This is a genomic window from Achromobacter arsenitoxydans SY8 (assembly GCF_000236785.1).
In the GTDB taxonomy this organism is placed as follows: Bacteria; Pseudomonadota; Gammaproteobacteria; order Burkholderiales; family Burkholderiaceae_B; genus Achromobacter; species Achromobacter arsenitoxydans.
This window is the reverse complement of the sequence record NZ_AGUF01000075.1, coordinates 34,425-56,105: the sequence shown is the minus strand read 5'-3', so window position 1 is coordinate 56,105 and position 21,681 is coordinate 34,425. Positions and strand designations below refer to the sequence as shown.

Annotated in this window: 23 protein-coding genes; 10 read left to right on the top strand and 13 right to left on the bottom strand. The window is 67.9% G+C overall.

All coding sequences use genetic code 11. The features are described from left to right. Window positions 1-3: 3 nt before the first annotated feature. Complete coding sequence (locus KYC_RS23795; protein ID WP_008167266.1) at window positions 4-522, bottom strand: MgtC/SapB family protein; 519 nt, start codon at window positions 520-522, stop codon at window positions 4-6. A gap of 181 nt (window positions 523-703) precedes the next feature. On the opposite strand from KYC_RS23795, the gene KYC_RS23790 reads away from it, so the two are divergent. Beyond that, window positions 704-1,486 (top strand): SDR family oxidoreductase, encoded by a 783-nt coding sequence (locus KYC_RS23790; protein ID WP_008167264.1) that lies wholly within the window; start codon window positions 704-706, stop codon window positions 1,484-1,486. Between the two features lie 22 nt (window positions 1,487-1,508). Here KYC_RS23790 and KYC_RS23785 read toward each other — a convergent pair whose 3' ends face one another. Next, a complete protein-coding gene (locus KYC_RS23785; protein WP_043519171.1) occupies window positions 1,509-2,201 on the bottom strand; it encodes an HAD family hydrolase in 693 nt (230 codons plus the stop codon). A 152-nt stretch (window positions 2,202-2,353) separates the two neighbouring features. Between KYC_RS23785 and KYC_RS23780 the strand changes: the two genes are divergently transcribed. Next, window positions 2,354-3,049, top strand: coding sequence for a 2OG-Fe(II) oxygenase (locus tag KYC_RS23780; RefSeq protein ID WP_008167260.1), 696 nt, complete (start codon window positions 2,354-2,356; stop codon window positions 3,047-3,049). Between the two features lie 13 nt (window positions 3,050-3,062). Here the strand turns inward: KYC_RS23780 and KYC_RS23775 are convergent, their stop codons facing one another. From KYC_RS23775 to KYC_RS23755, 5 genes are all read right to left on the bottom strand, one after another. After that, window positions 3,063-5,531 carry a TonB-dependent receptor gene (locus KYC_RS23775; protein ID WP_043519150.1) on the bottom strand — a complete coding sequence of 823 codons (2,469 nt, stop codon included), beginning with the start codon at window positions 5,529-5,531 and terminating at the stop codon, window positions 3,063-3,065. 96 nt (window positions 5,532-5,627) lie between these two features. After that, window positions 5,628-6,611 carry a FecR domain-containing protein gene (locus tag KYC_RS23770; RefSeq protein WP_008167255.1) on the bottom strand — a complete coding sequence of 328 codons (984 nt, stop codon included), beginning with the start codon at window positions 6,609-6,611 and terminating at the stop codon, window positions 5,628-5,630. Beyond that, the gene (locus tag KYC_RS23765; protein ID WP_008167253.1) at window positions 6,608-7,129 is read right to left on the bottom strand and encodes a sigma-70 family RNA polymerase sigma factor; all 522 of its coding nucleotides are present in this window, start codon (window positions 7,127-7,129) and stop codon (window positions 6,608-6,610) included. Before KYC_RS23765 ends, KYC_RS23770 begins: the two co-directional genes overlap by 4 nt. 92 nt (window positions 7,130-7,221) lie before the next feature. Next, on the bottom strand, window positions 7,222-7,569 hold the full coding sequence (locus KYC_RS23760; RefSeq protein WP_008167251.1) for a hypothetical protein: 348 nt from the start codon (window positions 7,567-7,569) through the stop codon (window positions 7,222-7,224). Window positions 7,570-7,658: 89 nt separating this feature from the next. Continuing rightward, window positions 7,659-7,901 carry a hypothetical protein gene (locus KYC_RS23755; protein ID WP_008167249.1) on the bottom strand — a complete coding sequence of 81 codons (243 nt, stop codon included), beginning with the start codon at window positions 7,899-7,901 and terminating at the stop codon, window positions 7,659-7,661. A gap of 261 nt (window positions 7,902-8,162) precedes the next feature. On the opposite strand from KYC_RS23755, the gene KYC_RS23750 reads away from it, so the two are divergent. Beyond that, a complete protein-coding gene (locus tag KYC_RS23750) occupies window positions 8,163-10,268 on the top strand; it encodes an EAL domain-containing protein (RefSeq protein WP_008167247.1) in 2,106 nt (701 codons plus the stop codon). Here KYC_RS23750 and KYC_RS23745 read toward each other — a convergent pair. Beyond that, window positions 10,261-11,163 carry a prohibitin family protein gene (locus KYC_RS23745; RefSeq protein ID WP_008167244.1) on the bottom strand — a complete coding sequence of 301 codons (903 nt, stop codon included), beginning with the start codon at window positions 11,161-11,163 and terminating at the stop codon, window positions 10,261-10,263. The two genes, KYC_RS23750 and KYC_RS23745, sit on opposite strands and share 8 nt — an antisense overlap. Before the next feature lie 238 nt (window positions 11,164-11,401). Next, window positions 11,402-12,037, bottom strand: a complete 636-nt coding sequence (locus KYC_RS23740; protein WP_008167242.1) for a DMP19 family protein — start codon at window positions 12,035-12,037, stop codon at window positions 11,402-11,404. Window positions 12,038-12,221: 184 nt separating this feature from the next. On the opposite strand from KYC_RS23740, the gene KYC_RS23735 reads away from it, so the two are divergent. Together KYC_RS23735 and KYC_RS23730 are read left to right on the top strand one after the other, a co-directional pair. Continuing rightward, entirely contained in the window at window positions 12,222-13,286 is a 1,065-nt protein-coding gene (locus KYC_RS23735) for a M4 family metallopeptidase (protein ID WP_043519149.1), read from the top strand. Then, window positions 13,283-13,606 (top strand): protealysin inhibitor emfourin, encoded by a 324-nt coding sequence (locus KYC_RS23730; protein WP_008167236.1) that lies wholly within the window; start codon window positions 13,283-13,285, stop codon window positions 13,604-13,606. The genes KYC_RS23735 and KYC_RS23730 overlap by 4 nt, the downstream gene beginning before the upstream one ends. Here KYC_RS23730 and KYC_RS23725 read toward each other — a convergent pair. Beyond that, window positions 13,527-14,780: an MFS transporter gene (locus tag KYC_RS23725; RefSeq protein WP_008167234.1), complete on the bottom strand. Its 1,254-nt coding sequence runs from the start codon at window positions 14,778-14,780 to the stop codon at window positions 13,527-13,529. The two genes, KYC_RS23730 and KYC_RS23725, sit on opposite strands and share 80 nt — an antisense overlap. Before the next feature lie 159 nt (window positions 14,781-14,939). Between KYC_RS23725 and KYC_RS23720 the strand changes: the two genes are divergently transcribed. Next, entirely contained in the window at window positions 14,940-15,746 is an 807-nt protein-coding gene (locus KYC_RS23720; RefSeq protein WP_008167233.1) for an AraC family transcriptional regulator, read from the top strand. Window positions 15,747-15,766: 20 nt separating this feature from the next. Here the strand turns inward: KYC_RS23720 and tam are convergent, their stop codons facing one another. Continuing rightward, entirely contained in the window at window positions 15,767-16,534 is a 768-nt protein-coding gene (gene tam, locus KYC_RS23715) for a trans-aconitate 2-methyltransferase (protein ID WP_008167232.1), read from the bottom strand. A 168-nt stretch (window positions 16,535-16,702) separates the two neighbouring features. Next, entirely contained in the window at window positions 16,703-17,689 is a 987-nt protein-coding gene (locus KYC_RS23710; RefSeq protein WP_008167231.1) for a TerC family protein, read from the bottom strand. A 108-nt stretch (window positions 17,690-17,797) separates the two neighbouring features. Between KYC_RS23710 and KYC_RS23705 the strand changes: the two genes are divergently transcribed. The 3 genes from KYC_RS23705 to KYC_RS23695 all read left to right on the top strand — a co-directional run bounded on the left by KYC_RS23705 (window position 17,798) and on the right by KYC_RS23695 (window position 19,851). Then, window positions 17,798-18,691 (top strand): LysR family transcriptional regulator, encoded by an 894-nt coding sequence (locus KYC_RS23705; RefSeq protein ID WP_008167230.1) that lies wholly within the window; start codon window positions 17,798-17,800, stop codon window positions 18,689-18,691. An 89-nt stretch (window positions 18,692-18,780) separates the two neighbouring features. Continuing rightward, a complete protein-coding gene (locus KYC_RS23700) occupies window positions 18,781-19,176 on the top strand; it encodes a hypothetical protein (protein WP_008167229.1) in 396 nt (131 codons plus the stop codon). A 54-nt stretch (window positions 19,177-19,230) separates the two neighbouring features. After that, window positions 19,231-19,851 (top strand): hypothetical protein, encoded by a 621-nt coding sequence (locus KYC_RS23695; protein WP_043519148.1) that lies wholly within the window; start codon window positions 19,231-19,233, stop codon window positions 19,849-19,851. Between the two features lie 6 nt (window positions 19,852-19,857). On the opposite strand, the gene KYC_RS23690 is transcribed toward KYC_RS23695, so the two are convergent. Next, a complete protein-coding gene (locus KYC_RS23690; protein ID WP_008167226.1) occupies window positions 19,858-20,259 on the bottom strand; it encodes a hypothetical protein in 402 nt (133 codons plus the stop codon). A gap of 150 nt (window positions 20,260-20,409) precedes the next feature. Between KYC_RS23690 and KYC_RS23685 the strand changes: the two genes are divergently transcribed. Further along, entirely contained in the window at window positions 20,410-21,681 is a 1,272-nt protein-coding gene (locus KYC_RS23685; RefSeq protein WP_008167223.1) for an SH3 domain-containing protein, read from the top strand.

Genomic DNA, 21,681 nt, shown 5'->3' with positions numbered 1-21,681 from the left:
CCGCTACTTGTCGTCGGTCGAGATCACGCGCTTTTCCGCCTTGGCCGCAATGCGGGCTTCGACGCGGCGCAGCACGGCCAGGACGAAGAGCGCCATCAGGGTGCTGACCACGGCGGTGGCCTCGCGCCCCATGCCCGCCGCCACGCCGATCGCGGCCGTCATCCAGATGCTTGCCGACGTGGTCAGTCCGTGGATTTCGCGCTCGTCGCTGAGCTTGATGATGGCGCCCGCGCCCAGAAAGCCGATGCCGGCAATGACGCCCTGCAACACGCGGCTCAGGTCGCCCACCTGCATGCCGCCCTGCAGAGGCACCAGCACGAAGATGGCCGCGCCCAGCGCCACCAGCATGTGCGTGCGCAGCCCCGCCGCCTTGCCGCTGCGTTCGCGTTCGTAGCCAAGCAGACCGCCCAGGATGACGGCCATGCCCAGACGCAGCACGATGCGGGTCGCCTCGCCCACGTCGGGGATGTCGGCGAACTCGCTCCGCGCGGTGGTCCAGATTTCCAGCCAGATTTCCGACATCGCCGCTTCCTTGGAGCCGAGGTGGAACCAGCATAGCAGGCGGTGCGCGTCAGCGGCGCGCCCGCGCACTTCACGTCCTGCCTGTCTGATTCTGTCGCATCTCGCGCCGCACAGCGCGGGCCATCTGGTTTACAAACCTGGGAGGCCCGCGCCTTCCGGCGCACATCGACAGGAGCTCCACATGGACTTGCAGCTGGCGGGTAAACGCGTGCTCATCACGGGCGCATCCAAGGGCATCGGCCTTGCCTGCGCGGTCGCCTTCGCGCGCGAGGGCGCCGAGCCGATCCTGGTGGCGCGCGACGACGCCGCGCTGCACGGCGCCACGGCGGCAATCCGCGACCAGACGGGCCGCGACGCCGCTGCCGTCACCCTGGACCTGGCGCAGCCCGGCGCGGCGCAGCGCCTGTGCAAAGAGGCGGGTCCGGTCGACATCCTGGTGAACAATGCCGGCGCCGTGCCCGGCGGCGCGCTGGACCAGGTGCAGGACGAGCGCTGGCGCGCGGGCTGGGAACTGAAGGTGCACGGCTACATCAGCCTGGCGCGCCATTACTACCCGAAGATGCGCGATGCCGGCGCGGGCGTCATCGCCAACATCATCGGCATGGCCGGATCGGCGCCGCGCGCCGACTATATCTGCGGCGCGGCGGCCAACGCCTCGCTCATCGCCTTCACCCGGGCCCTGGGCGGCGAAGCCCCGCGCCACGGCGTGCGCGTCTTCGGCGTCAACCCATCGCGCACCCGCACCGACCGCGTGCTGACGCTGGCGCGCCAGCGCGCGCAGGCCCGCTGGGGAGACGAATCGCGCTGGCAGGACACGCTGTCCGACCTGCCCTTCGGGCGCCTCATGGAACCCGCCGAAGTGGCGGACATGATCGTCTTCGGCGCTTCGCCGCGCGCGGGCTACCTCAGCGGCACCGTGATCGACCTGGACGGCGGCGAGCAATACACCGCGAACGGGCGCTGACGCGTAACTGCGCCGGCCAGCGTCAGGCGGCGGCCGCCTGCCAGCCGGCCAGCAGCGCCGGCAGCTGGCGCATGTCGGTGAACACCTGCGACACGCCCACGCTGCGCAGCGCCTGCGCGCCGCTGTGGCCGTTGGCGTCCGGGCTGTAGCCGAACACGGTCGCGCCCGCGGCCACGCCCGCCGTGGCGCCGGTCACCGTGTCTTCGACGATGGCGCAACGCCGCGGGTCCACGCCCAGCGCCTGCGCGGCGGCCAGGTACACGTCCGGGAACGGCTTGCTGCGCGGCATTTCGTGGCCGCTGAACACCCGGCCGTTGAAGCAGTCGGCGATGCCCACCTTGGCCAGTTGCAGCTCCACCTTGCGCCGGTCGGCGCCCGAGGCCACCGCGATGCGGCCGTCCAGGGCCTGGTGCAGGGCGCGCACCGCATCCGGCGCGCCTGGGATTTCAAGCAGGTCGCGATCCAGCGCGTCGTTGCGGCGCTGGCGGAACTGGTCGAACCAGTCCTGCGTGATCGTCGCGCCGGTGCGCGCCTCGATCAGCGGCAGCTCGTCCTTGACCGCCTTTCCGGTGAAGATCTGCATCGTCTCCGCATGCGTGATGCCCCAGCCCAATTCGTTGAGCATGTCGGTCAGCACGCGGCTGGTGATGGGTTCGGAATCGACCAGGACGCCGTCGCAGTCGAACAGCACGGCGTCAAAGGGAAAATCAGTCATTGCGGGAAGCATCGGAAGTATTCATGAAGCGGACAAGCATACTTCAAGCCTCGCCGCGCCCCGCCGGACAGGTGTTGCGGCAGCAAGCAGCGGAGTGCCGCGGCGCCGCGCTTGCGCTAGCCTGTACCGCTGTGCCCCTTTTAAGCCTCGCCATGACCACGCCCCTCTTCCAGCCACTGGACAACTATGACTGGCCGCGCATTGCGCGCGAACTGGACGTTCAGGGCTGGGCGCTGCTGCCCGGGCTGATTGCCCCCGGCGATGCGCGCCGCTGGGCGCACGACACGATCGGCGATGCGCCCCCGTCTCCCGCGCGGACAGGCCACGGTGATCGCTACGCGCTGCCCCAGCCCCTGCCCGAACCGCTGCCCCCGCTTTGCGCCGACCTGTATCGCCGTCTGCTCCCGGTTGCCCGCGCCTGGGCGGCGGCGCTCGGCGAAGACGCGTCCTATCCCGACGACCTGGCGACGTACACGCAACAGAACATCCAGGCCGGCCAGCGCCGCGCCCTGTCCTGCATCCAGCGCCTGCGCGCCGACGACTACCAGCCCTTGCTGATGCACGCCGACGGCGTTCGCGTCTTTCCGCTGCGGCTGATCGCCCTGCTGTCGGAACCCGGCCAGGACTACACGGGCGGCGAGATCGTGATGACCGAGCAGCGCCCGCGCATGCAATCGCGCCCGATGGTCCTGCCTTTGGGCCTGGGCGATGCGGCGGTGATCGCCACGTCGCATCGGCCGGTCCGGGGCGCGCAAGGCATATACCGGGTCACGGACCGGCAGGCGGTCAGCCGGGTACGCAGCGGCGAGCGCGTGGAACTGGCGCTGATGCTGCATCAGGCGCCGTAGCTGAGCGCCGCCCTTAGAAATCCATCGACGCCGACAGCATCAGCGTGCGCGGCACGCCCTGCGAGATCGTGCCGTACGACGCGACGCCCGACCAATAGGCGCGGTTGGTCACGTTCACCACGTTGGCGCGCAGCACGACGTCCTTGCCCTGCACCTTGACGGCATAGCGCGCCCCCACGTCGAACGTCGTCCACGACGGCACGGACTGGGTGTTGGCCTGGTTGATGTATTCGCTGCCCGTGTGGACCATGCCGCCCGTCAGCGTCAGCCCCGGCACCCACGGCGTGTCCCATTCCGCGCCCAGGTTGACCGACACCTTGGGCACGCCCACGGGCCGGTTGCCCAGCGTGGCGCGGCTGTTGGTGCGCGTAAGCTCCGCGTCCAGGAAGGTCACGCCGCCCAGCAGGCGCAGGCCGCGCAGCGGTTCGCCGGACAGATTCAGTTCCAGCCCGCGGTTGCGCTGTTCGCTGTCCGCGCCGTACACGCCGTTGGTGAGCTGGCCGCTGGGCTTGGTGATTTCGAACGCGCTCAGGGTCACCATGGCGTTGTCCAGCTCCACCTTCACGCCCACTTCCTTCTGTTTGGCCTTGTAGGGCTTGAACACTTCGCCCGCATTGGACGCCGTGGCCGGCGCCACGTCGCCCTTGCTCAGGCCTTCGATGTAGTTGGCGTAGAAGGACACGTTGCTCCAGGGCTTGACCACCAGGCCCGCCAGCGGCGTGGTCGCGCTTTCGTCGTAGCTGACGGTGCGCACGCCCGTCGTCCCGTTGAAGTTGCGCGACTCGATGCGCTGATGGCGCACGCCCAGCGTCAGCTGCGCGCGGTCGTCCAGAATGCTCATCGTGTCGGCCAGCGCCAGCCCGGACAGGTCGGACGACGACACCTTGGGCACATTGGCCGGGGCCGGAATGTGCTGTTCGGGCCGCGTGATGGGCCGGTAGATGTTGGACGTGAGCGGCGTGCCCGTCACGCTGGCCTGCAGATTGCGGTCGCTGTACAGGCTGCCCATGAAGTTCACCGCATGGCGCACCGGCCCGGTGTCCAGCTTGGCGCGCAGCCCGGCGTTGTAGGTGCTGCGGTTGACCTCGAACCGGAAATTGTTCGGCGTCACGACCGTGTCGCCGGCTTCGTTGACGATGGTGGGCGTCTGGTCGGACAGGCGCGACACGTTGGTGTCAGAGCCGCCCGCGTCCGCGAACACCGTCAGGCGGTCGTTGATGTCGTATTCCACGCGCAGCAGTGCGGACTGGCCGTCCGACTTCCACCAGCCCCAGGGTTGCGTGGCGTTGCGGCGGCCATCCGCCGCGCGCGGCACGTCGATGCCCGCCGCGACCAGGAACGGCCGTGTCGGCGCATCAATTTTTTCGTGCTGGGTCAGCAGGTCCAGCGACGCGCGCAGCCGTTCGCCCTGGTAGTCGAGCGACAGCGCGCCGATATCGGTGCGCGAATACATGTTGTCCAGCGGCGTATCGCCCTGCCGGTGCATGCCATTGACCCGCACGCCCCATTCGCCCTCGTTGCCGAAGCGGCGGCTCAGATCCACCCGGGCGCCGAACTGCGAATCGCCCACGTAATCGGCGGACAGGCGGGTCAGGTCTTCGGGCAGCGAACGCTTGGGCACCATGTTGATCACGCCGCCCACACCGCTGTTGGGCGACATGCCGTATAGCAGCGCCGCCGGCCCCTTCAGCACCTCCACCCGCTCGATGTAATCGGTGAAGACGTGGTAGTTGGGCGCCACGCCATAAACGCCGTCGAAGGCGATCTCGCCCAGGTTGCCCTCGCCAATGGGAAAGCCGCGGATATAGAACGAATCCGTCACGCCGCCGATCTGGCCGGTGAAGCGTACCGAAGGCTCCGCGTTCAGCGCATCGGCCAGCGTCACCGCCTGCCGGTTCTCCAGCAGTTCTGCGGTGTAGCTGGTGACGTTGAACGGCGTATCCATCACGTCGCGGTTGCCCAGCAGGCCCAGCCGCGCGCCGCGCGCCACCTGACCGCCCGCGAACACGGGCGGCAGCGCAGACGGGCTCACGCCCGCGCCGTCGACGGTCACCGCCGGCAGCACGGTCGTGTCGGCTTCGCCGGACGCGGACGGCAGCTTGCGCAGCGTATAGGCCCCGCCGCCCTGTTCCGACAGCGCATAGCCCGACCCCGCAAGCAGGCGGTCAAAGCCTTCGCGCACCGTATAGGCGCCGTTCAGCCCGTCGCTATGCCGCCCCTGCACCATGGCCGGATCGAAAGACAGCGGAACGCCGGCCGCTGCGGCGAACCCGGCCAGCACGTCGCCCAGCGGACCGCCCGCGATGGCGTAGGACTTGCGCGCGGCGGCATCGGCGACTTCGGCGGCGTCCGCCAGCCCCGGGGCGCCCGTGGCGGCCAGCAGCGGCAGGCCCAGGCCGGCGGCGCGGACCAGCGCTGCGACGGGCAGCACGGCGGCGAGTCCACGGGACGGGCGTGGCGAACGGGAGATTCGGGAAACCATGAAACGATCCTTCGTTGGGGTCTGGGTGGCGCGCATGTCGCGACGATTCACCCGGTACACCGGACGAAGCGGAAAAAAGTGTCAGCCGGCCCGCGATTAATTTGTAACCGCGGCTGCCGGCAGCACGGTGGCCCACAACGGCGTCACCCGGCGCACCCGCACCGGCAGGGTCTTTTCCAGAAGCCGCAGGCTGGCGTCGATGTCGTTCAGCGGAAACGCGCCCGACACCCGCAGCCCGGCGACGGCGGGGTCGCAGCGCAGCACGCCGCGCCGGTAACGCCCCAGCTCGTCCACCAGGTCGGCCAGCCGCCAGTTCCGCGCGGCGAGCATGCCGTCCGCCCAGGAAGCCGACGACGCATCGGCGGGCGCCGGCGGCGCCGCCTCCCGCGAGGTGAAGACGGTCTGCTGCCCGGCCTGCAGCACCACGGTTGCCGCGCTGGCCTCTGCGGGCCGGACCTCGACGGCGCCGTCGAAGACGGCCACGCGCACCCTGCCGCCCTCGTCGCGCACCAGGAAACGCGTGCCCAGCGCACGCAGCGACCCCTGCGTGGTCCGGACGATGAACGGCCGATGGGCCGGCGCGGAATCGTTCCCCGTCGTCAGCAGGATCTCGCCCGAGCGCAGCCACAGGACGCGCTGTTGCGGCGTGTAGTCGATGTCGACGGCGCTGGATGTGTTCAGCACCAGCCGCGTGCCGTCGGCCAGTTCCATGCGGCGCTGCTCGCCCGTGGCCGTGCGCAGGTCCGCGCGCCATTCAAGCCAGGGCAGCTCGCGCCAGCCCAGCCACGCGGCCGGTCCCAGCGCCAGCAGCCCGGCCAGCCCGAGCAGGGCCTGCCGCCGTCCGGCGCGGTCCGCCCGGCGCAGCGCCTGGCCGCCGACAGCGGGCGGCACCTGACCGAAACCGCGCAGCATTTCCTCCGCGCGCCGCCAGGCGGCCTCGTGCGCGGCGCTGCGGCCGCGCCAGCGGTCAAAGGCCTCCCGGTCGGACGCCGACAGGACCTCGGACTGGAAGCGGACCAGCCAGCCGGCGGCTTCATTCAGAATGGCGGGGTCGATGGCGCGGTCGATGGCGGCGCTCATGACGCGTCGGCCTGATAGGCAATCAGGCAGGCGGTCAGCGCCGCCTGCATGTGACGCTTGACGGTGGACAGCGACACGCGCTGGCGCTGCGCGATGGCGTCATAGCCCAGGCCGTCGAACTGCGACAGCACGAAGATCTCGCGCGTCCTGGCGGGCAGCGACCGCAGGGCCGCATCAATGGCGTGCAGCGTCTCCAGGATCAGCGTCCGCGCCTCCGGCGAAGGCGCTTCGGGCGCGGGCAATTGCGCAACGGCGTCCAGATACGCGTCTTCCAGCGCGCGGCGGCGCCAATGGTCCACCACCAGGCCCTTCGCGATGTGCGTCAGCAGCGCGCGCGGCTCATCGCCCGCCTGCTCCCGGCGCCGGCCAGCCATCAGCCGCACGAAGGTGTCGTGCGCCAGGTCGGCCGCGTCGAAGGAGCTGCCCAGCTTCTTGCGCAGCCACATCGACAGCCAGCCGTGGTGTTCACGATATAGCTGCGTGACGGTGTCGGCGGGGGGAGATTCCGGCGCAGGCAAGGCGCACCTCGAGATATATTGCAAATAGGAATTGTTATTATTTTATAGCACGTCCGTCCAGGGCCCCCGCCGGGGCTCGCCGCGCGGCGGACTCAATCCCGAAGGCGGCGTCTGGACGAGCGTATCCAGAACAGCCCGCCCATCGACACCAGCATGGCGACGAGCAGGTAGACGAAAGCGATCAGCAGGCCGAAGAAGTAGTAGCGGTCATAGGCTTTGGCCGCCCACCACGCGGTGCCGCCGTACACCGCCATGACGACGAACGGCAGCCACAGCACCGCGATGCCTGCCCGGCGCCAGCCAGGCGTGTTCCAGCGCGGGAATCGTTCCGGCCGGGCGCGCAACACCAGCGCCAGGACGGACAGGGCGGGCAAAACGAACGCCAGCACGGCCAGCACCAGCAGTCCCGCATCCAGGAACGTCGCCACGAACTCGCGCAAGATCTTCTCCCCTTTTCGACGCCCGTGCCCGGCGCCGATTGAAGAGGTTATACACGAGCCGGCCGCCGCGCAGCCGGCAAGCGGCCGCGCTAGTAATCCATGGGGATATGGCTTTGCGCGGCCCGGATCTCCTGCAGGTGGCGTTCGGCCTCTTCCCGTTCAAGGGCGGGCGGCAGCGCGCGCCAGCTGATCAGGTTGCCCGGCGTCTTCGCCGGCATCCAGCCCAGCACACTGTAGAGCGAAATCGCGGTATGGCCCGAATCCAGCCGCGTCTCGTAATAGCCCTGACGATCCGGCGCCGTGTCGCCGGGCGTCCAATCCAGCTGAGACATCCTTGTCTCCTTCTTGAAGCTTATGCTCTTGTGCGCGCCATCCTCGCTGAGGCGGCTTTATGCAAGCCTGATCGTATAGCCTCCCGATCCGCTTGTCCTGCCCCAAAGCATCCTCCTTCTTGATTCTTGACAGAGGGGAATCCCTAGGCACCGCCAACCCGGATTGCAAAAGCATGATCGCAGGCGCTAGGATGCGGCAACGATTTTTTCAACCCCCGAAGGCGGCATTCCATAGGCCCGCCAACCGGGAAAGCGACGGCCATGCCGAAATCGGTCTTCCTGCGATACCCGAAAGATCGGCTGGCCGCCCTGGCAAGCGCCAATGCCCTGCGCGCGATCCGCGAAGGCCTGCTCTGGACCCTGCCCTGTCTGCTGGTTTCGGCGCTGTTCCTGCTCCTGTCCGTCTGCGCCCGGCTTCTGGGCCTGCCTGACGTCATCGCCGACCTGCTGGCCGGGGCGCACCGCAAGCTCTCGGCCATCATGCCGCTGCTGGCCGGCATGTCCATCGGCTACATGCTGTCCATCCGCCACCGGCTTCCGCACCTGCCCACGGCGCTGCTCTGCCTGTCGTACGTGGTCATCGCCGAAAGCCTGCTGGCGCCCTACCCGCGCGCGACGTCCACCCTGATGCTGTTCATAGCCATCCTCTCGCCGCTCGCGACCGTGCCGCTGATGGCGTGGCTGCACCGCCGCCGCTGGACGCAGCTGGCCCCGGACGGACTTATCGGCGAAAACGTGCGGGACTCACTGAACATGATCGTGCCCGGGCTGCTGACGGCGGGGCTGTTGATGGCGCTGCTTGCCACCGCCCTGCGCATCCCCGCCGTAGCGCAGTTCGACATCCCGCTGAGCGTCGCGTCGCTGGACAACCCGTTCGCGTCCGGCGCCCTGATCGCCGCGTTGAACTCGCTGCTGTGGTTCTTCGGCATCCATGGCGCCCATGCCATGGCGCCCATCATGGAGGTCCTGGACCAGGCCACCCAGCTCAACGCCACCACCGCCGCAGCGGGCTATGAAAGCGTCTACGCGCTGAACGGCACGCTGCTGGGCGCGTTCGCCTTCATCGGCGGATCGGGCGCCACGCTATCCCTGGTCGTGGCCATCCTGCTTTTTTCGCGCAGCGAGTCGCTGCGCCTGCTGGCGCTGGCCAGCATTCCGGTGTCGCTGCTGAACGTCAACGAAATCCTGCTGTTCGGCCTGCCGCTGATCCTGAATCCCCGGCTGCTGCTCCCCTTCGTGCTCGCGCCGGTCGCCAATGTGCTCATTGCCGTGGCCGTGGTGCAGCTCGGCTGGCTGCAGCCGGCGACGGTCGCGCTGCCGCTGACGTCGCCGGTGCTGTTCAACGCATACATCGGCGCGGGCGAACACCTGGGCGGCATCGTCCTGCAACTGCTGCTGCTGGGGCTGGGCGTCTGCCTCTATGCGCCCTGCGTGATCGCGCTGGAGCGCCAGCGCAAGGCCGACGCGACCGTGTACTTCAAGTCGCTGGACACCACCTTTCCGCAGCTCCAGGAAGAATCCCTGCTGTACGCGCACGATCCCCTGGCGACCACCTACGCAAACCGCGCGCGGCGGCGCGCCGAAGTCTCGCGCATCCGCGCCATCAGCGAGTACGACTTTTATCTGGAATTCCAGCCGCAGGTGTCGCTGCGCACCGGCCTGTGCACGGGCTGCGAGGCCCTGCTGCGCGCGACCGGACCAGAAGGCACGCAGCAGGCCCCGCTGGAGTTCCTGCGCTGGCTGGCCCAGGCGGACCTGATGCGCGAAGTGGATCTGTGGGTGGCCCGCCAGGCGGTGCGGCAATGCCTGGCGTGGCGCGCGCAGGGCTTCACGCTGCCGATGACCATCAATGTCACCAGCGGCACGCTGACCACGCCGGCTTTCCTGGACAAGCTGATCGAAGTCCTGGAACAGGCGCAGGGCCAGGTGTCCGTGGAGCTCACCGAAGACGCGCTGGTCGAAGACGCCCAGGCGCTGCACACGGCATTCTCGCGCCTGCACGGCATCGGCGCGCGCGTGTACATCGACGACTTCGGCACGGGCTATTCGGCGCTGAGCTATCTGCACCAGTTCCAGATCGACGCCGTGAAGATCGACCGCAGTTTCGTGCTGGCGCAAAGCCACGACCGGGGCGCGCTGGTGATGAGCGGCCTGCTGCGGTTCTGCGAGGCGCTGAACCTGCAGATCATCGTAGAAGGCGTGGAAACGGACGTGCAGCTATCCGCGCTGGAATCCAGCGCCGAGATCATCGTGCAGGGCTGGTACTACAGCAAGGCGGTGCCCGGCGAACACGTTGTGGATTTTGCGCGCCGGCGCCAGCAGATGCCCGCCGCGCCGATGCAATCCGAGGGCGCCGCGGCTACTTGATGCCGATGAACGGCATCGCCGAGCCGGGCACCTGCGTGGCCGGCAGCACGCCGTCCCACTTTTCGACCGCGTTCAGGCTCACCAGATTGGTGTTGGCGGCCAGCGCCTCGGCCTTGGCGCGGATGGACGCAGCTTCCGCTTCGCCACGCATGCGGATGCCGTCGGCCTCCGCCGTGAACTGCTGACGGCGCGCATCGGCTTCGGCCTTGGCCTTGACCACCTGGATCTCGGCGTTGATCATCGCCGTTTCCTTCTGCTGGCGCGTGGTCTCGATCTGCACCTGGGCCAGCATGCGCTGTTCAATCGAATGCTCGTAGGCCTGCGAGAAGCCCACTTCCTCGATCTGCACGCCCACCACCTGCACCGGCGCGCCTTCCATCGTCTTGAGCACCGCGTTGTTCACGTCCAGGCCCAGCTTCTGGCGTTCCTGGATGGCGCGCACGGCGGTGTACTGGCCGAACACGTTCTTCACCGCGTCCGGCGTCTTGCGCTCCAGCACGCGCATCTGCAGATTGGAGATGGTGCCGTATTCGGAGTAGAGCTCGGCAACATGCTCCGGCGGCACGCGGTAGGTCACGGACACGCGCAGGGTGGCGGGCTGCTGGTCGTAGCTGTAGGCCTCGAGCTTTTCGAACACGAAGGTGTGGTCGCGCACGGACACCGTCATCACGTTGTCGATGAAGGGCGTCTTGAAGTCCAGGCCGGGCTCGGACACGCGCACCAGCTTGCCGTTGCGCAGCACCACGCCGCGCTCGCCCTGATCCACCTGGAACCACGAGCCGAAGGCGATGAACAGGATAAGGAGGAACAGTATCCCGGTGCCGACGGCGACCTTGATGCTGCGCGGCTTGACCGCGCCGATTGTCTTGACCATCTGGATGTCCGTCGGCTTCATTTCGAATCCCTGTCTGCTCTTGTTCGTTTACGGTCCGAGAGCACCGCCGCGATGCCGCGAGCCAGCAGATAGGCGACCACGGCCGCCCCCACCAAGATCAGGAAATACCTCATCGCGCGTCCCCCCCGGGAAATAAGGTCCGGATTCTATCCCGCACGCGCGGGCTGCGGCACATGCTTACCGACGGAATGTTCCTATACGTTTCCGGACGTTTCGACACGACTGCATTGAGGGGAAATCAGGCGCCGTACCAGCGCAATCCCAGGCGCGACAACGAGTCCGGGTACTCCCAGAATGCGTGGTCCAGTTCCTCCATTTCCTGCTGCTCTTCCTCGGTCATCGCGCCATAGATATCGTTCAGCTGGACCACCTCGGGCGAGGCCTCGAAGCGGTCGATCAGCCCGCGCATGCGCGACAGGATTTCCAGCATGTGCGCCGCGCCAATCTTGCGCAGCGCCTGCAGGGCAAGCTGGCAGGTCTGGTCTCCCCAGTTGCACAGAAACTGCATGAAGCCGCCGTTGTTGATGTCGGCCTCCATGCGCCACAGCGCCACCAGCTCGCGGTCCGTTTCCGACAGCCGGTCGAGCTTCCAGTCGGCCGCCTGCAGCGTCGCCATGGCCTGCTCGTAGCGCTGGTCCCACAGCAGGTCGTGCACGTTCACCATGCCTTGCGGCGACGGCGCCAGCAACGCCGGCCAGACGACGCCATGCCCGTCGTCCACAAGCTGCCATTGCTCGCGGTCGGCCGGCGACGCCTCATGCAGGCGAATGTGCCGGCGGATCGGCTCCTCGATGCGCCGGCCATCGGCCAGCGTCAGGCAAAGATGCGTGTCGTTCAGCGCGATGGCTGCAATGCGGTAATCAACGGGCGGCATGAGGAGGTCTGGCAAAAAATGGAAAGCGCACGAAACTACCGGAACAACGCTGCGCTGTCGAGGCGCCGCGGGGCGATCCTTACGCTTCGCGCCGCATCCTGTTACGTGGGCATTCCGCCCTTCTGCTACCGTAACCAAGCCCCGCGCCCAGGCTTGCATCCGGCGCCCATGACGGAGACCGAACATGCCACGTCCTTCCGAGTCCGCTCCCCTGATCGGAGTGGTCCCGCCGTACATGCTGGACCGCCTGGCGCAACACGCCGATACGCGCGTCAGCATGCCCGCCGTCAAGACGTTGATTATTGATCAGCAGCAGCGCAGCCTGCGCGAGATGGCCGAACAGCCGCCGCGCGCGACGCTCGCGCCCGCGCAGCACGCGGCCCCGCCGGGCTCGCCCGAACGCGCCATCCACGACGCCGCCAACAGCACCTCCTTGCCGGGCAAGCTGGTGCGGGCCGAAGGCGCCCGGGACAGCGGCGACCCCGCGGTGGACGAGGCCTACGCCCATCTGGGCTCCACCTACAAGCTGTTCTGGAACGTCTACAAGCGCCATTCCATCGACGCCCACGGGCTGCCTCTGGTCGGCACCGTGCACTACGGCGAAGACTACGAAAACGCCTTCTGGAACGGCGCGCAAATGGTGTTCGGCGACGGCGATGGCCAGGTGTTCAACCGCTTCACCATCGCCGTCGACATCATCGGCCACGAACTGACGCACGGCGTGATCGACACCGAGGCCGCGCTGCTCTACCAGGGCCAGTCCGGCGCCCTGAACGAATCGCTGTGCGACGTGTTCGGCGCGCTGGTCAAGCAATACTCGCTGGGCCAGACCGCCCGGCAGGCCGATTGGCTGGTGGGCCAAGGCCTGTTCACGCCCAAGGTCAAAGCGCGCGCCCTGCGCTCCATGGCCGAACCCGGCACCGCCTACGACGACCCCGTGCTGGGCAAGGATCCGCAGCCCGCGCACATGAGCGCCTATGTCGATACGCCCCGGGACAACGGCGGGGTCCACATCAACTCGGGCATCCCCAACCGGGCCTTCTACCTGGCGGCCACCGCGCTGGACGGCAATGCCTGGAACGGCGCGGGACGCGTCTGGTACGACACGCTGTGCGACAAGCGCCTGCGCCACGACGCCGATTTCAAGGCGTTCGCCGCAATGACCGTGCAGGTGGCGGGCGAAAAGCACGAAGCAGCCGTGCGCCACGCAGTCGAGGCGGCCTGGAAGGCCGTGGGAGTGCTGCCATGATAGAACTGCCTTCGCTGGACCTGGTCCGGCTGGTGCGCCTGACCCGCGAGGGCGGGCTCGCCTATCTGCCCGGGCTGGCGCAACCCCGCCGCATCGACTTGTCCACCTGCCCGCCGGGCGTGCGGCAAGAGGTCTGCGACGCCCTGCAGCACGCGGCGCCCAAGGCCGTGCCCGCCGCGGATGGCAGCGGCGACCAGCGCTACTTCCGCGTGGACGTCGTGTACGAAGGCGAAGCGCAGATCAGCTTTGACGTGCCCGAGGCGGATGCGCCGGAAACCCTGGTCCGCCTGTGGAAGAGCCAGGCCGGCCAATCTGGATAGCCCTGCCGGCATACAGGCCCGCCACCGCCATCGCCAGGCACAGCGCGGCGCACACGCCCAGCGCGACGCCCCAGCCGTCCGACCGGTCATGCAGCGCGCCCACCAGCGCCGGACCGGTCGCGGCAAAAAGATAGCCCACGCATTGCGCCATGCCCGACAGCGCCGCGGCCTGCTGCGCATGGCTGGCGCGCAGGCCCACGAACGCCAGGCCCAGGATGATGCCAGCGCCCGTTCCCAGCCCCAGCAGCATGATCCACAGCGCGCCCCACGCGGGCGCGGCGATCAGGCCGGCATACGCCACGAAGGAAGCCGCCGCGGCGCAGAAGGCCGCGGCGCGCTGGTCCTTCAGGCGGCGCAGCAACGGCGCAAGAAACAGCGCGGGCGCCGCCGACGTCAGCTGCATCAGTCCGTGCAGAGATCCCGCGCGCTCGGCCGAATAGCCGGCGTCGCGCAGGATGGCGGGCAGCCAGCTCACCCCGACATAGAACACGAAGGAATTGATGCCCAGATACAGCGTGACCTGCCAGGCCAGGGGCGAACGCCACAGACGCACGCCGTGCGGCGCGTGCGCGGTCGTCGACGCCGGCGGCGTATGGTTGGCAAGCTGCGGCAGCCACAGCAGCAGGCTGATGAGCGGCAAGGCCAGCATGCACAGCGTCGAAAACCGCCAGCCGCCCATCGGCAGGCTGGCCAGCGGAATGGCGACTGCCGACGCCAGCCCCGCCGCCAGGCCCATGGTCAGCACATAGGCCGAGGTCAGACTCGCAACCCGCTGGGGAAAATCGCGCTTGAGCAGGCTGGGCAGCAGCACGTTGCCCAGCGCGATGCCCGCGCCGACGATGGCCGTGCCCGCATAAAGTCCCGCTGCGCCGCCTTGCGTGCGCACGACAATGCCAGCGGCCACCAGCAGCATCGCCGCGAACAGCGTGCGCTCCAGCCCGAAACGGCGCGCCAGCCCCGCGGCGAACAGCGACACCACGGCGAAGGCCAGCAGCGGCAAGGTGATCAGCATCCCGGCGGCCGCCGATGACAGCCCTAGCTGCTCGCGGATCATGCCGATGAGCGGCGGCACGCCGGTGAACGGCGCGCGCAACGCCATGGCGATGCACAGGATGCCCGCGATCAGCAGCAGCGGGCGGCTGACGGGACGGTGGGATGTAGGAACGTGCGACATAGAAGTCAACCTGCGGAATCGGTACGGGAAAGCGCGCAAACCGCCTTCCATGGTCCATAAGCTTATTCAGGCCGTGCTTTACCGAATTTCGAGACAATGACAAACTATCCCTGAATCCGGCCAATCCACCTGCCGGGATGCCGCGCCGATGCCAGCCGCATGATCACGCCCCACACCCCGCCCGCCCCCTTCGATCCCGACTCGCCCGCGCAATGGACCTTCGCCATGCCCGTGCACGCGGCCGAGCAGGACAGCGAATCCCCGACGCACCGCCACCACATGGGCCAGCTCGTGCTATCGCTGCGCGGCGGCGTCACCTGCTCGGTGCCGCAGGGCCTGTGGATGGTGCCGCCGCAATGCGCAGTCTGGATTCCGGGCGGCGTGCCGCACAGCAATCGCGTCACCGCCAACGGACGCGTCTGCTTCCTGTTCGTGCCGGCCGACGCGCCGCGCCTGCCCACGGCCTGCTGCACCCTGGCGATCACGCCGCTGGTGCGCGAGCTGGTGACGCACCTGGCGGAGCTGCCGCCCGCCGATGCCGGCTCGCCCGCCAACCGCAAGCTTGCCGAGGTACTGGTCGAACAGCTTGCGCACATGCCCACCGAGCATCTGCACCTGCCGATTTCCGATCACCCGCGGCTGCGCGAGATCGCCGGCGCGCTGAACGCGGATCCGGCCGACCGCAGCACGGTGGCGCAATGGGGCAAGCGCGTCGCCATGAGCGAACGCACCCTGGCCCGGCTGGTTCAGCAAGAGGTCGGCATGAGCTTCGGCCGCTGGCGCCAGCAACTGCACATCATCCTGGCCCTGCAGCGGCTTTCCGCGGGCGTTTCCGTGCAACGCACCGCGGAAGACCTGGGCTACGAATCGGTCAGCGCCTTCATCACCATGTTCAAGAAGACGCTGGGCAAGACGCCCGCCCGGTACTTTGCGGACAAGTCGGACGGACAGGCCGCCGCGCAGTAGCGCGGCCCCTGCAGGCGGCCCTATCTAGGTCCGGCCACGATGAACAGCCGCGGAAATGGCAGCAGCACCGTGCCGTCCGCCAGCGCGGGATAGGCCGCTTCGATCAGCGACTGGTAGCGCGCCAGGAAGCTGGCCTGCTCCGATGCGTCCAGCTTGTCCAGATACGGCCGCAGCGCCGTCCCCTTGAACCATTCCACCACCGCCGCCGCGCCCGCCAGCGGGTGGTGATAGGTCGTGCGCCAGACGTCCAGCGTCCCGCAATGGGGCTTGAGCAGTTCGTAGTACCAGGCGGCGCTGTGTCGCGGGGGATGTTTGACGTCGCCGGTCTTGGCCGCCCAGGGCGCCTCGCCCGCGACCTGCCGCGCCAGCCGGTGCGCGGGCTCTTCCAGGTTGTCCGGCGTCTGCACCGCCAGGCTGCCGCCCGGCGCCAGCTTGGCCACCAGCGCCGGATAGAGGGTTGCATGGTCCGGCACCCATTGCAGCGCCGCATTGGCCAGGATCACGTCATATGGCTGGGCGGGATTCCACGTGGCGATGTCGGCTAGCTCGAAATCAAACGCCGGCAGACGCTTGCGCGCGGCCGCGATCATGTCCTCGGAACTGTCCATGCCGGTGACCTCCGCGTCCGGGTAGCGGCTGGCCAGCACCTCGGTGGAATTACCGGGACCGCAGCCCAGGTCCACCGCGCGCTTGACGTCCTGGTTCGGCAAGGCCGCCACCAGGTCGCGCACCGGACGGGTGCGCTCGTTTTCGAAGGCGGAGTACTGCTTGGCGGACCAGCTTGTCATGATCGTTCCTTGCGTGACAACGAAGTAGCGCCGACTGTACGCCTGCCAAAACCATATGACAAATCCACATTTCAGCCTTTTTCCATATCCGCTAGATATGGATAGCCTCAAACAAAAACCCGCCCGCCGGATCGGGCCGGCGGGCGGGTTTCTGGCGAACGGCTGGAATTACTGCGGCTTCAGCTCGTCCGAGCGGGTTTTCCACAGCGAGAACAGCACGCCGCCCAGGATCAGGCTGAAGGTCACGCCCAGCGAAATCGCCGGCGGCACCTTGCCGATGAAACCGACCAGGAAGATCTTCGTGCCGATGAACACCAGGACCAGGGCCAGCGCGTACTTCAGGTAGTGGAAGCGGTGGATCATCGCCGCCAGCGCGAAGTACAGCGCACGCAGGCCCAGGATCGCGAAGATGTTGCTGGTATAGACGATGAACGGGTCCGTCGTGATGGCGAAGATGGCCGGGACGGAGTCCACCGCGAACACCAGGTCCACGAACTCGATCAGCACCAGCGCCAGCAGCAGCGGGGTCGCGTAGCGCACCTTCTTCGAGGTCGCGGGATCAGTCTCGGTCACCATGAAGGCATTGCCGCGCAGCCCTTCCGTGACGCGCATGTGGCGCTTCAGAAACTTCAGGATCGGGTTGGTGGCGATGTCCGGCGTCTGGTCGGCGATCATCCACATCTTGATGCCCGTGAACACCAGGAACGCGCCAAACAGATACAGCAGCCAGCCGAAATTGCTGACCAGCGCGGCGCCCAGGCCGATCATGGTGGCGCGCAGAACGATCACGCCCAGGATGCCCCAGAACAGCACGCGATGCTGGTACTGGCGCGGAATCGCGAAGAAACTGAAGATCAGCGCGATCACAAAGACGTTGTCCATGGACAGCGACTTCTCGATCATGAAGCCCGTGTAATAGGCCATGCCGCTGGCAGCGCCCATGTTCCACCAGACCCAGCCGCCGAACAGCAAGGCCGCGGTGATGTAGCCGGCGGACAGCAGCAGGCTTTCACGCACGCCGATCTCGCGATCTTCCTTGTGCAGCACGCCCAGGTCGAAGGCCAGCAGGCTGACGACGATGCTGATGAACAGCAGCCAGCTCCATGTCGGCGTGCCGAGAAAATCGGCGTTAAAAAAGGTGATCAGAGTGTCCATGAGTGCCCCGCTTGATTTGAAGGTGCCCATGATCCGGATCTGACCCGGACGGAGAAATCAGCCTGAAAGTGAGTTAAGGTTCGAAAAAACCGAAGTGAGCCGACACCGATGCTGAACTACCGCCACCTGTATTACTTCTGGATGGTCGCCAAAGAGGGCGGGTTTTCCCGCGCTGCCGAGCGCCTGGACATGGCCATCCAGACCATCAGCGCCCAGGTGCGCGAACTGGAAAAGAACCTGGGCCATCAGCTGCTCAAGCCGGCCGGCCGGGGCGTGACGCTGACGGACGCGGGTGAAGCCGCCTTCGCCCGCGCCGAAGAGATATTCCAGATCGGGCAGGTGCTGCCGCAAGAGGTGCGCGCAGCCGCCACCAAGCCCGTCGTGCGGCTGTCGGTGGGGCTGTCGGACGGCATCTCGAAACTCGCGGCGCACGCCCTGCTGGGGCCGGTGCTGCAGACCCCGGACCTGCACCTGACCTGCCACGAGGGCGAGGTCGAGGAACTGCTGGGCGAGCTGGCGCGGCATCACCTGGACCTGGTGCTGGCCGGCCAGGGCTCGCCCGCCAACCCCAACCTGCGGCTCACCAGCGACCGCCTGGTGTCTTCGCCGGTCGACTGGTACGGCCCCGCCAAGCTGGTGCGCAAATCGGATACGCTGGACTTTCCCCGCTGCCTGGAACGCCTGCCCGTACTGCTGCCCACCGGCCATTCCGTGCTGCGCCAGACCCTGGACCGCTGGTTCGGCGAACAAGGCGTGTATCCGAACGTGGTAGGCGAATTCGAAGACAGCGCGCTGATGTCGGTGTTTGCCGCGCGCGGGCTGGGCGTCTTCCCCCTGAGCCGGCTGGGCGGCGACGACATCGCCCTGCTGCGCGGCCTGCGCCCGCTGGCCCGCTGCGACGACGTACACGAGGAAATCCACGCCATCCGCAACCGCCGCGGCCAGCACCACCCCCTGGTCCGGCTGATCCTCGCCCAGGCGAAAGCTTCGGTTTTATCTTAATGTTTGTCACATCCACTCTGGTTTTTCAGAAATAGAATCCCCTTTATCGTGGCTATTCTTTTTTTTTGAAATATCGGAGTACCACTTCAATGAAGAAAATCATCTGGGTCGCTTTCGCCGTGCTCGCGGCGCTGTGGACCGGGCTGGTGGCGCTGACGCTGCAACTGACCGACTGGGTGCTGGCAACCATCGCCACGGCCCAGGTGCCGGGCGCCGCGATTGATACCTCGCAGTGGGTCGCTCCCGCCTGGGCTGCCGCCTGGGTCGACCCCGCATGGCTGCAATCGCTGCAGTCCGGGCTGGTCTGGGCGGCGCAGGGCCTGAACCAGGTCCTGCCCTTTGCCGGCAGCCTGGGCACGCTGATTACCGTGCTGGGCTGGATCTGCTGGGGCTTCATCATGGCTGGCCTGCTGGTCCTGGCGCTCATCCTGCACTGGCTCGCCGGCAAGCGGCAGGACGCGGCCCCCGGCCGCCAAGTGGTGTAAAAAGGGGCTGGCGACGCGCCGCCCCCGGCACGCTGCCGTCACCAGGAGCGTGCTGTGCCCTCTCGATCCCTCCGTGCCCTATTCCTACCCCTGGCGGCGCTGCTTGCCGGCGCCGCAATGGCCAATGCGCAGGCTTCGCCCGCGGCCTACGGCGTGGATGTGTGCACGGTCACGGGCACGTCGGGACAGTACAGCGTCCGGGTGCGCAACACGGGCGCGGCGCCCATCTCGCAAGCCAACATCGTCGGCGTGCAACTCGATGCCGCCGGCCAGAGCAGCGGCAACATCAGCGTCAGCCTGACCGACGTGCCGCCCGGCAAATACAAGACAGCGGTGCTGGCGCGCCATGGCGAATCCGCCGCGCTCGTCAGCATCGCCACCTATCAGGCGGTTAATGGCGTGGAAACGCCGCAGCAGGAACTGTACGCGGGCAAGGTCGCGCATGTTTCGCCCGGATCGGCGTTGCAGTACACGCTGGCGCCGCTGGCGCTGCGCGGCTGGACGGTGGCCTACGGCACCGCGCAAAGCCCCCGGCTCCAGCAAGGCAGCGCCGTGCTGCTGATCTACCCCGCCCGCGCTGCAAAAAAACGCGACACGACGCGGCCGGAAGCCGGCCGTTCGCCCGCCGACGTGGTGCCGCTCAATCCCTGCCCGCCCGCCGGCAGGAAATCCTGAACTCGCTCAGGTGCCGCTCAGCAGGTCGCGCTCGTTGAGCAGCGCGTAGACGATCTCGGGCCGGTTGTCGAACCCGCGCCGGATCGCGGCAGGCAGCGATGCGCGCGTCTTGCGGCACAGCCCCGGCAGTTCTTCGAGCTGGATAGAGATGCCGCGTGAGGTGCGCACCTCGTTGTCGCTGGGGACGATGTGGATCACGATGCCCAGTTGCGCCTGTATGCGCCCCTGCATCGCCCGCAGGTCTTGCAGGCTGGACAGGTTCTCCAGCCGCGCCACCAGGCGCTTTTCCTCTTCCTTGGTCAATCGCAGCACGCGCAGGTCCGATGCCGGATCGGCCAGCAGCCGGTCGCGGTCGCACACACAGGCGCCGGGCGGACACTCTTGGCGGATGGGAAAGGAGACGTTCATGGGGACGGGTGCGGCGGACGCGGCAACGCGGACAAAGCCTATGTCTGGATTCTACCCAGGATGAACGAGCGTCCGCCGACGCGCACTGCTCGTTTACCCGCAAGCCTGTGGGGCATAATGCCCGCCTGATCCGACTCGGGAGATGAACAGGTGAAAGGCATTCTGCTGGCGGCCCTGCTGGCGACGCTGGGGCAAGGCGCGTACGCGCGTGAATTTCCCTACCCGATCAAGGCCGGCCTGTCCGCCACCGTGACAACCAGCGGCGGCGAACAGGAGCGCGCCATGGTCCGCGTAGGCAACGCCCCTCCGCAGCCCCTGGGCGACTTCGACGAGGAAATCGACGAGATGCGGGCCGTGGACATCGACCACGACGGCTACCAGGACCTGATCCTGGGCCAGAGCGGCGGCAGTTCGCAGATCGTGAGCCGGCTGTTCCTGTACCGCCCCGCCATTGGCGGCTTCCAGGAAATCCGGCACCCCGGCGGCGATGCCAGTCCCTGCCAAGGCTTCGTCAACCCGGTATTCGATCCCGGCCGCGCGGCCTTCGGCGTCGGCTGCCGCTACGGCGCGGCCAGCCACGGCTTCGAGGAATACGTGCTGCGCCCGGACGGCACGGCCCACGCCACCTCGTGGACCACCCAGGCCCTGTTCAGCCTGGAATCCGCCCAGGCCGAACTGACCTACCAATTCCGCGACGACGGCACGCTTGACCGCATCGACATCGAAGGCGAAGGCTCGCCGCTGGAAGACGGAATCGTGCCAGTCAGCAAGCTGGACCTCTACGACACGCCCGACGTCAACGCCCGCCCGGCCATGACCGCCGCCGAAGGCGAGAGCCTGACGGTGGTGGCGCTGCGCCCGCGCGGCTGGCTGCAGGTGCGCACCGCCGGCGAGGCGCTGAGATGGGTGCGCTACGGCGACCTGCGCGTGGACAAGCACCGGTACCAGCCCGCGCCGCCCGCCGCAGCCGGCCTGGAGCTGACTCTCTTCAACTACCTGGACGAATGGGACGACGAAGAATCCGGCGGCCGCTTCACGCTGGGCCTGGACAATCACGGCGCGGCGCCCGTCGCGCTGGATGCCCCGCGCGTCTGGCTGCTGCTGGTCAACCCGCAGGGCGACCGCATCGTGCATCCCCTGCTCCAGGCGGACCGCGTCGCGCTGGGACCGGCCAACGCGCAGGCCGGCGACAGCGGCATCGCGCTGGCGGACGCGCCCGTGCTGTGGCGAGCCGACGACGGCAACGACGGCAAGCCGGCCTACATGATCCGCGAGAATGAAACCGGCTTCGTGCCCGTGCTGCCCGAACTGGCCCCGGGCCGCTACCGAATGGCCGCGGTATTGACAGACCCGCACAGTCTTCAGGCGCCGCTCTACTCGAACGAGGTCGAGTTCGACTATCCGTTCCCCAAGCGGCAGTAG